Annotated in this window: 11 protein-coding genes; 6 read left to right on the top strand and 5 right to left on the bottom strand. The window is 62.8% G+C overall.

The genetic code is table 11. From position 1 onward, the window contains the following. Positions 1–79: 79 nt before the first annotated feature. From HMPREF3104_RS00225 to HMPREF3104_RS00240, 4 genes are read right to left on the bottom strand one after another with little or no spacing between them, the layout of a single operon-like run. Positions 80–1,378 (bottom strand): MFS transporter, encoded by a 1,299-nt coding sequence (locus HMPREF3104_RS00225; protein WP_070493035.1) that lies wholly within the window; start codon positions 1,376–1,378, stop codon positions 80–82. Then, positions 1,375–3,510, bottom strand: coding sequence for a heavy metal translocating P-type ATPase (locus tag HMPREF3104_RS00230; protein ID WP_070493038.1), 2,136 nt, complete (start codon positions 3,508–3,510; stop codon positions 1,375–1,377). Before HMPREF3104_RS00230 ends, HMPREF3104_RS00225 begins: the two co-directional genes overlap by 4 nt. Before the next feature lie 3 nt (positions 3,511–3,513). Beyond that, positions 3,514–3,714 carry a heavy-metal-associated domain-containing protein gene (locus tag HMPREF3104_RS00235; RefSeq protein ID WP_070493041.1) on the bottom strand — a complete coding sequence of 67 codons (201 nt, stop codon included), beginning with the start codon at positions 3,712–3,714 and terminating at the stop codon, positions 3,514–3,516. A gap of 9 nt (positions 3,715–3,723) precedes the next feature. After that, on the bottom strand, positions 3,724–3,927 hold the full coding sequence (locus HMPREF3104_RS00240; protein WP_070493044.1) for a heavy-metal-associated domain-containing protein: 204 nt from the start codon (positions 3,925–3,927) through the stop codon (positions 3,724–3,726). Positions 3,928–4,029: 102 nt separating this feature from the next. On the opposite strand from HMPREF3104_RS00240, the gene trxA reads away from it, so the two are divergent. Beyond that, entirely contained in the window at positions 4,030–4,395 is a 366-nt protein-coding gene (gene trxA, locus HMPREF3104_RS00245) for a thioredoxin (RefSeq protein ID WP_070493046.1), read from the top strand. 51 nt (positions 4,396–4,446) lie between these two features. Continuing rightward, positions 4,447–5,310, top strand: coding sequence for a PspA/IM30 family protein (locus HMPREF3104_RS00250; protein ID WP_070493049.1), 864 nt, complete (start codon positions 4,447–4,449; stop codon positions 5,308–5,310). Between the two features lie 96 nt (positions 5,311–5,406). On the opposite strand, the gene HMPREF3104_RS00255 is transcribed toward HMPREF3104_RS00250, so the two are convergent. Then, a complete protein-coding gene (locus HMPREF3104_RS00255; RefSeq protein ID WP_070493052.1) occupies positions 5,407–6,690 on the bottom strand; it encodes an NYN domain-containing protein in 1,284 nt (427 codons plus the stop codon). Positions 6,691–6,840: 150 nt separating this feature from the next. Here HMPREF3104_RS00255 and HMPREF3104_RS00260 point away from each other — a divergent pair, with 150 nt between their 5' ends. Genes HMPREF3104_RS00260 through HMPREF3104_RS00275 form a run of 4 tightly spaced genes read left to right on the top strand, consistent with a single transcriptional unit; the run spans position 6,841 to position 9,007 of the window. Next, positions 6,841–7,215, top strand: a complete 375-nt coding sequence (locus HMPREF3104_RS00260) for a GntR family transcriptional regulator (protein ID WP_070493054.1) — start codon at positions 6,841–6,843, stop codon at positions 7,213–7,215. Further along, positions 7,212–7,622, top strand: a complete 411-nt coding sequence (locus tag HMPREF3104_RS00265; protein WP_070493057.1) for an ATP-binding cassette domain-containing protein — start codon at positions 7,212–7,214, stop codon at positions 7,620–7,622. The genes HMPREF3104_RS00260 and HMPREF3104_RS00265 overlap by 4 nt, the downstream gene beginning before the upstream one ends. Beyond that, the gene (locus HMPREF3104_RS00270; protein WP_141738060.1) at positions 7,577–7,990 is read left to right on the top strand and encodes an AAA family ATPase; all 414 of its coding nucleotides are present in this window, start codon (positions 7,577–7,579) and stop codon (positions 7,988–7,990) included. The genes HMPREF3104_RS00265 and HMPREF3104_RS00270 overlap by 46 nt, the downstream gene beginning before the upstream one ends. Continuing rightward, positions 7,991–9,007 carry a hypothetical protein gene (locus HMPREF3104_RS00275; protein WP_070493063.1) on the top strand — a complete coding sequence of 339 codons (1,017 nt, stop codon included), beginning with the start codon at positions 7,991–7,993 and terminating at the stop codon, positions 9,005–9,007. Positions 9,008–9,097: the final 90 nt, after the last annotated feature.

Consider the following 9,097-nt stretch of genomic DNA (forward strand, 5'->3'; position numbering starts at 1 on the left):
GAGCACGTGTCACATCTTGGGGAAATAGATCTCGGAATGCAGTGATTTGGGAATCGCTGCATCGCAAGAGACTGAGCGGCTAGATCAGCGGTTGGCCTTTTTGCTCGGGCAGCGAAAAAGCTGCCGCGCACGCAACCCCGAACGCCACTGCGAAGACCCCGAAGACGGCGATTTGGCCGCCGAAGGCAAGCACCGGCGGCACCAGAAGTGGGGCGAGGATGGAGCCGACGCGTCCGAAGGCGGCGCCGGCGCCGGTGCCGGTGGCGCGGATCTCGGTGGGGTAGAGCTCCGGGCCGATGGCGTACAAGGCTCCCCAAGCGCCCAGGTTGAAAAACGACAACAAGCAACCAGCCGCGATGATCTGCCACGGCGCACTTGCCAACCCGTACAGCAGGGCAGACACCGCGGACCCGGCCAAGAACGCGGACAAGGTCACGCGCCGGCCCCACACCTCAATCAACCAGGCGGCCGCTGCGTACCCGGGCAGTTGCGCAAGCGTGATAATCAGCGTGAAGGCAAAGGAACGCACAAGGGTGAAACCCTGCTCCACCAGCAGGGACGGGATCCAGATGAACGCCCCGTAATAGGCAAGGGAGACGCAGAACCAGACGGTCCAGAAGGCGGCGGTGCGGCGTCGTAAAGCAGGGCCCCAAATGCCTCCCTCGATGGGTTCCGCAACTTCTGCAACCACCGGCTCCGCATGGGTGGCTTGGGCCTCGAAGGAGCGCACGATGGCCTCCGCCTCCTCGTGGCGGCCCTTGGACTCCAAGAAGCGCACCGACTCCGGCAGGCCAAGGCGCACGTACAGCGCGTAGAGCGCCGGCACCGCGCCAAGCGCCAGGCCGTAGCGCCACCCGTTGTCGCTGCCAGCCACCACAAACGTGCCAATCAGCGCAGCCATGATCCACCCCAGCGCCCAAAACGCCTCCAGGATCACCACCATGCGCCCGCGCACGCGCCGCGGCGAGAACTCGCTGACCAGTGTGGACGCCACCGGCAACTCGCCACCCAGCCCCAGACCCACGATGAAGCGCAGCACCATCAACGCGCCCACGGACGTGACCAACGCCGACGCGCCCGTGGCCAGCCCATACAGCAGCAGCGTCGCGGCGAACACCTGACGGCGGCCGATCTTGTCGGCCAACAAGCCCGCCAGCGACGCACCCACCGCCATGCCGATGAACCCCACCGACGCAATCCACGACGTGGTGGATTTATCCAGGTCCCAGTGCACGGCAAGCGCGGCGATGATGAAGGACACCAGGCCGATGTCCATGGCGTCAAGGGCCCACCCGATGCCGGAGCCAAACAACAAGCGCTTGTGCTTCGGCGTTACGGGCAGGCGGTCAAGGCGTTGGGTGCGTGTTAGTTCGCTCACCCGCCAAATTGTGCCTTAAAGCCCTTCAACCGTAGTGAATTAGATACAACAAACACGGAAGAGAACGCCATGGCGATGCCCGCCAGCATCGGATCCAGCCACCCAAGCGCCGCCACGGGGATCAGCAGCACGTTGTAGGCGAACGCCCAGAACAGGTTGCCTTTGATGGTGCGCAGGGTGCGTCGTGCCAGGTGGATGGCGTCTACGGCGGATCCCAGAGAGTCGTGCATGAGCGTGATGTCGGAGGCCTCGATGGCCACGTCAGAACCCGCGCCCATGGCCATGCCCAGGTCGGCGGTGGCGAGGGCTGCGGCGTCGTTGACGCCGTCGCCAACCATGGCCACGCGTTTGCCTGCCGACTGCAAGGAGCGCACCACGTCCACCTTGTCCGCGGGCAGGACGCCGGCGGTGACTTCCTCGATGCCCACCTCGCGCGCCACAGCCTCGGCCGCGCCCGCGTTGTCGCCGGTGACCAGGTGCGGGGTCAGCCCCATGCGTTTGAGTTCAGCCACGGCGGCCGCGGAGTCGGCGCGCACGGTGTCGCGCACCGCGATCACGCCGATCGGCTCACCGTCGCGCTCCACGGCAACGGCGGTTGCGCCCTGGGCTTCCGCGGCGTCGAATGCGGCAGCCAGTTCGCCCAGGTCCCTGGTGGGGCGGCCGACGTGGATGCGGTGGCCGTCGATACGCGCAGAGGCTCCGATGCCGGGCTCCGCCACGAAGTCGGTGGCCTCGGCAGGCTGGGTACCTGCGGCGATGGCTTGGGCGATGGGGTGCTCGCTTTGCTTCTCGACGCCCCCCGCCAACCCCCACACCTCATCCTTCTCCCACCCACGTGCCGGGTACACATCGGTGACCTGCATCTGGCCAGAGGTTACGGTGCCGGTTTTGTCCAGCACGATGGTGTCCACGTTGCCAGTGGATTCGAGCGCCTCGGGGCCCTTGATCAGAAGGCCAAGCTCCGCGCCCCGGCCGGTGCCCACCAGGATGGCGGTGGGGGTGGCCAGGCCGAGCGCGCATGGGCAGGCGATGATCAGCACGGCAACCGCCGCAGTAAACGCCTGGGTAACGCCCTGGCCAGCGATCAGGTGGCCAACCAGCGCAAGCAGCGCCACCACGATGACCGTAGGCACGAAGACTTGGGAGATCCTGTCCACCAGTCGCTGCACGGGCGCTTGGGAGGACTGGGCGTCCTTGACCAGCTGCGCCATCTGCGCAAGCGTGGTGTTTTCGCCCACGCGGGTGGCTTCAACCACCAGGCGGCCGGACGTATTCAACGTGGCGCCGGTAACCACGGCGCCCTCGGTGACCTCAACAGGCACGGACTCGCCGGTCAACAGCGACTCATCAATAGCGGAGTTGCCGCTGACCACACGCCCATCCGTGGCCACCTTCTCGCCGGGGCGCACCACGAAGTGATCGCCCACGCGCAGCTCAGCGATGGGAACGCGGACCTCCACGCCGTCACGCAGCACGGCGGCGTCTTTGGCCCCCATGTCCAACAGGTTGCGCAACGCCTCGGAACTTCGCCCCTTTGCGCGGTGCTCAAACCAACGCCCCAGCAGCAGAAACGTGATGACAACGCATACCGTCTCCAAATAAATGTGGTCGCTGCCATCAAAAAATAGCGCCCAAATGGACCACCCGTACGCCGCGGTCGTACCCAGCGTGATCAGGGTGTCCATGGTGAAACTGCCATGGCGCAGATTGGTCAACGTGGCGCGGTGGAACACGCTGCCGGCGCTGAAGTACACCAGCGTCGTCGCAGCAAACGCCGCCCACTGCCAGTTGGCAAACTGCATCGCCGGGATCATGGAGACCAGCATCACCGGCAGCGACACAATTGCGGACCACACGGTGGTGGTCAAGAGGGGGTCGGTGGTGGGGGCGCTGTTGGCGTCGGCAAGCAAAGGCTCCTTGTCCTCAACCACAAACGCGTCATAGCCTGCGCCGCGGACCGTGGAAAGCAGCTGCTCAACATCAACCTTCGACGGGTCATAATCAACCGTGGCGGTCTCGGTGGAGTAATTCACCGCAGCCTCCACGCCGTCGAGTTTGTTCAACTTGCGCTGCACGCGCGACGAGCAGGACGTACACGTCATGCCCGTGACGCCAAGCTCGATGTGCGTCATCGACTAAACCAGCTTGTAGCCGGCCTCTTCCACAGCGGCGGCAACGGCGGCATCATCAAAACCTTCGCCCTCAACCGTCACGGCACCGTTAACATGGTCGGCCTTCACCGCGGTCACGCCCGCGATCTCAGCGATTTCCTCCTGCACGCTCAACTCGCAGTGGCCGCAGGTCATGCCTTCTACCTTGTAATTTTTTGTAGCCATGGCGCCAGTCTACTCATCTTCGAGCGTATAGCCAGCGGTGGCAATTGCCTGCAGAATCTCCTCGCCGGAAAAATCCTCACCGCTGACGGTCAGGCGGCCGTTTTCCAGGTCAACGTCCACGGTGTGGATGCCGCGTACAAGCTGTACTTCATCAATAAGCGAGTCCACCGCAGCCTCAGTCGACGGGCCGGAAATGCTGTAATTCTTCGTCATTATGTTGCACTTTCCCCAGGTAAAGCCCGGCTGGGAATCTCGGGCACGTGTATATGGTTGGAGTAGTTGGCACCATAACAAACCAATGCGAAGGAGTATGCAATGAGCACGATCGATGTAACCGAGGACACGTTTGAGACCACTGTTAGCGAAGGCACCGTGTTTGTTGACGCATGGGCGTCCTGGTGCGGACCGTGCCGCCAGTTCGCCCCGGTGTATGAGAAGGTTTCGGAGGCGCACCCGGACGTGACCTTTGCCAAGCTGGATACGGAGTCCAATCAGGGTCTTGCGGCGGCGCTTGAGATCCAGGCGATCCCGACGTTGATGGCGTTCCGCGACGGTATTTTGGTGTTCCGAAACGCCGGCGCGCTTCCGGAGGCTGCCTTTGCTGACCTGGTTGATCAGGTCAAGGCTTTGGACATGGATGAGGTCCGTCGCCAGATTGAGCAGCAGCAGGCGGGCGAGTAGTTTCCGTACACTCGGTGGGGCATTCTTGCTTATCGACGAAAGGTGTCCCCCATGGCTAACCCATTTACCAAGGGTTGGAAGTACATGATGCAATCGTTTGACTCGAAGATCGACGAAAATGCAGATCCTCGAGTGCAGATTCAGCAGGCGGTTGCACAGGCGAAGAAGAATCATCAGGAGATTTCGCAGCAGGCTGCGTCGATTATCGGCAACCGCAATCAGCTGCAGATGAAGCTGGAGCGTCTGATTAAGTCCCAGGAGGACCTGCAGGCGAAGACACGCACGGCACTCCAGGCGGCCGATAAGGCCACGGGTGCTGGTGACGCGGAGAAGGCGCAGCAGTTCAATGCGACTGCGGAGGTCTTGGCGTCCCAGCTTGTGTCTGTGGAGCAGGAGCTTGAGCAGACGAAGCAGGCGTACGCCTCTGCTGAGCAGGCGGCACGTGAGGCGCAGGCGCACCAGAAGCAGTCGGAGGCGCGCCTCCAGGAGCAGCTGGCGCAGGTGTCGCAGCTGGAGAGCCAGCTGAACCAGGCGAAGATGCAGGAGCAGACCGCCAAGACGATGGACTCCATGCAGCAGTTCGGTGCGGACGATAGCGTGCCCACCCTCGACGGCGTGCGCGACAAGATTGAGCGCCGCTACGCCAACGCGCTGGGTGCGCAGGAGTTGGCGAAGGATTCGATGACGGACCGCATGGCGGAGATCGAGTCCGCTGGTACTGATCTGGCGGCGTCGAGCCGTTTGGAGCAGATCCGCGCGTCCATGGCGGGCGAGCTTGAGGCTGGCTCCGGTTCTGAGGGCGCTTCCGGGAACGTAGCGCCGGAGGCTATCGAGGCGCCGGAGGATGCCGACGTGGCAGACACCGACGTGTCTGACGCGGAGGCGTACCTCAGCGCCGACCCCGACAAGAACTAGCCGCCAAAACTAACCGCTAAAACTCAAAGCGCCGCGGTGGGCACGAACCCCACCCGCGGCGCTTTTTGCTATGCGCGGCTCTGCGACTAGCCGCGGCTAGTCGCGGCGGATGTTGATGAGGACGCCGCGGATGCCGGAATGGAAACCGTCGCGAAGATTCACGCGCTGGGTTTCACTCAGTGTGTATTCGTGCAGCGTTTCGCACGCGAACTGCAGCAACGGGCGGTCAATCTCGGGCGGCAGGCCACCGCCGGAGAGCATGTGTGCCTTGTCGCGCTGCTCCATGGTGGCGGCGTTTTCGAACCACCACGCCGCGTACTGTTGGCCCACGTCGTAGGGGGTTTGGAAGCCTGCGGAGGACCAGACTTCCTCCGGGAGCGGCACGTAGCGCGAGCGCAGCTTCCGGCGCGGCGCCATCATGGACGGCTTCGGCGTGGGCTTTGGGGCCGGCGTCGGCACGTCGGAGGCCTCTGGGTTGCTCAAAGTCTGGTTGCCAGGCTTGTTGGCCTGGTTGGTGGCTTCGACTTCGGCTTCGGTTGGCTCGTCGTCGCAATCCGTGGCGCGCTCGGAGTCATCCGCGCACTCGGCCTGTGCGGGCTCAGCTTGTGCCGGCTCGGCCTGTGCTGGCTCAGTCTGTGCCGGCTCATCCTGCTCGGCCTGCCTGCGGGCTGCCTCGGCGACGATCGCCGGAGAAGGCTCAGGCGCCGCCTCTTCCTCGTCCGGCGCACGCAGCGGGTCGGGGCCCAGGCCGGGCACTGGGGTGGGGCCGTTGTCTTGGTCGACCGGTTCAGCGTCGTTAAGCGGGCGCTCCCTGATGCATGGGGGGAGCGGGCCTTCGAGGACTTGCAGCTGCATGGAGTCGGCGAAGTCCTCGCGTGGGTCGATGATGGTGGTGGTGTCGCAGGCGTGGCGCAGGGCAGAGGACATGGAGTCCCAGCCGAAGCCGTAGAGGTGGACGCGGACGCCCATGTCGCTGGCTTCTTGGACGCCGGGGATCATGTCAGCGTCGCCAGACACGAGCACGAAGTCGCTGAACTGTTCGCGCGTGGCGTTGAGTACTAGGTCTGCGACGAGGCGGGTGTCCACGCCTTTTTGGGTGCGGCGTTCGCCCCATTCGATGAGTTGGCCGGTGCGCAGTTGCACGCCGGCGCAGGAGCGCAGGGACCGTTGGTAGCGGTGTGGCCCGGAGTCGGGGATGCCGTCGTACCAGTATTGGCGGTGGACGGGTTGGTTGAGTTGTTGGGTGATCATGGTCCCGAGGGTTGCTACTACCTCGGGGAGGTCGATTTCTAACTGTGCGCGGGCGCCGATTTCCCACGAGTTGTAAAAGCTCGCAAGCAGGTAAGACGTGTCGACGAACACCAGTGTGCGTTCAAGCATGGCTCCTAAATTCCGATTCTTTTCGTTACTAACTATGAATTGCCCCACCAGTCTGCCTGAAAATGTTGTTTCATGCTTGCGCCTTGGGCGAAAAACTGTTAGATACTTAGTTACTGCAGTAACGAACCAACTAGCCCGGCGGAGGGTCGCATGAATACAGGGAGTGAGCCGCTCTTTGTGCAGGTGGCCCGCTTGGTCGAGGACTTGATTGTGGATGGCTCGTTGCAGCCTGGCGCCCAAGCCCCCTCAACGAACCAGCTCGCACAGTTTCATGAGATCAACCCCGCTACGGCTCGTAAGGGGCTCTCTTTGCTTGTGGACGCTGACGTGCTCCACAAACGCCGCGGCCTCGGCATGTTTGTCAACGAGGGTGCCCGCGAGCGCATCATCCAGCTGCGTCGCGACGCCTTTGCTGGCGAGTTCATTGCCCCGCTGATTGATGAGGCCGTACGCCTGGGCTACTCCCGCACCGACCTGCACGACCTGATTGACCGTGTTGCAGAAAGTAGAGGCATGTATCAATGACAAGGGTTACCGCACGAAATCTTCAGCGCTCCTTTGGCAAAAAGGTGGTGCTCAATGGCGTTGATTTTGACTTAGGCCCCGGTATCCACGGCCTGCTCGGCCGCAATGGTGTGGGCAAATCGACCCTACTGAGCGTGATTGCGGGGCAGTTGAGGCCGGGTGGGGGTGACGTGGGCGTCGATAAGCAAAAGCCCTATGACAACCCCAAGGTGATGGACCGGACTGCGCTGACGGGTGTCGATGTGGAATATCCGGTGTCGTGGAAGCTGCGAGATGTGCTGGCGGCGGCTGCGCTGCGGTACCCGGGGTGGGATCAGTGGCTCGCCGATGAGCTGGTGGAAGATTTTGTCTTTACGGGACATTGCGGGAGCGCTACGGCAACCTTTCGCGTGGTCAGCGCGCGATGACGGGCATTGTGGTGGGGTTGGCCTCGGCGACACCGCTGCTGCTTTTAGACGAGCCCTACGTCGGCCTAGACACCCACAACACGCAGGTGTTTTACCGGCATCTGTTGGCGCAGGCCGATTCTGGCCGGACGATCATCATGGCAACGCACCATATTGAGGACGCCGCACGCATTCTTGATTCCGCCCTGATCTTGGGGCGCGACGGACGCATTTCTGCGCACCTCACACCGGAGGATGCTGATGCTTACCAGGTGGTTCTCGGTGAGACGCGGACGCTGATTCCTTTTGGGGAGCCCGCGCCAGCCGGTACCCGCACGCGCGCAGCTGGTTTTGATGACCTGATTGCAACCCACTTGGAGGCGAGCTAAATGTTCAGGCTCTTCTGGCATCAGTTCAAGGCTGGCCCATGGTGGCGGTTTTTCGTGATGCTGCCGATTTTTGGCACATTTTTCCTCAACATCGCAGACAGTCCGCTGGTTGCGCTCACCCAGCCGGTGATCGCCGCGGTGATTTGGTGGTTGGTGTTTTTGCCTGATGGGGATTTCGTGCAGGCATTCGGGCTAACACGCCAGCAGGCACGTCGCACGTTTATGTTCGGCGCGGTTCCGGCGGTGTTGCTAACAGTGGTGTCGGCGCTCATCTCGCGTCACGACGCAATAGGGATCCTCGGTGCCGGCCTCGGGATACTCACTGTTGTCGCCTTTTTTGAAAACGCACTGCCAAACGGCGAGCCGAGGGCGCGAAATCAGCGCGGTGCTGGCCTTCGCGTTTGGGGAAATTCACTCACGCTCAGCCTGTTTTGGGCGCGCCCGCTTCTGTGGGCCGCAGGTGCCGGCGCACTTGTTGGCCTGCTGTATCCGCTGGGCGGGTATATAGGCAACGAGACGATGCGTGAGCTCGTCGCCGCCGCACCCGTCATCATGCTCTGGTTTGCACTCTTCCAGGAGGCCGGCCTCCTGCCCGCGACCGCCCGTGGTCTGGGCTTAACCAGAAAAGTATGGGCGGGCCAGGTGGTGTTGGTGTCGTTGGGCACGAGCGCCGTTTTCGGCCTGGTTGCCGGGAGCATTTCCTTGCTTATCGACGCCCCGCTAACCCCAATCCTCACCACCACCGCGATCACCGCCTTCGTTTGTTTGGCGTCCCACGCGATCATGCCGAGCTCCGAGTTCTTCGCGATGGTCGTGCCCTTCATCTTCTTCTTCCCAACCCGGCTGATGCTGGATGTTGTGGATCAAGGAGCTATCGCTGAAGAGGGTATGGCGGTGATCGGATTGGCCAGTGTGGTGCTGGTGATCGCGCTGGTGTCCATGGGGTTGTACCTCACGGGCCGCGTATCACTCGCCCCACGCAGCGAGCGATTCTCTGCCGCAGTGGGCGCGAACTAAGAACGTGCAAACTGGGCATTAAACGTGAGGTTATGCGATCAAGAAAGCAGTATCTGACCTGCGGATTTGTGTTGTGTTGTGGGTGTGTGT

It is taken from the genome of Corynebacterium sp. HMSC30G07 (genome assembly GCF_001806945.1).
In the GTDB taxonomy this organism is placed as follows: domain Bacteria; phylum Actinomycetota; class Actinomycetes; order Mycobacteriales; family Mycobacteriaceae; genus Corynebacterium; species Corynebacterium riegelii.